General features: G+C 60.3%; 1 protein-coding gene. It reads left to right on the top strand.

Annotated elements, in window-relative coordinates:
- The coding region (locus tag AC0L20_RS40130) for a hypothetical protein (protein ID WP_473295689.1) at window positions 1-380 on the top strand (380 nt) is incomplete at both ends.

Here is a 380-nt window from a genome sequence, read left to right on the forward strand (position 1 = left end):
GGCTGGAATCGGTACGCACCCTCTCGCTGGTCAATCGTCGCCTGCTGTCGATGACCCGAGACGGCGGCAGTGCCCTGGCGCTGGCGTTCGACGTCAGTGGACGTCTGGTGGCGGAAACGGTATCACCCGGCAAGCTGCAGCAAGCGGAGCGGCGTTACGCTTATCACTTTGCGACACAAACTCGGCGTGCTCATTTGATCAGCACCGATGCTCAGGGCAACCAGTCGATCACCTATTTCGATGGTCTGGGACGCCGCGTATCTGAAGCCCAACTGATGAGCGATGGCCTGGAGCGTGCTAAGGGTGAGTGTCTTTATTACGCGGAGGGCTGGATCCAGGAGACGGTCCAGTTCGTATATCTGACCGACGGGCCTCGGTCG

This window comes from Bradyrhizobium sp. Kon58, assembly GCF_055807455.1.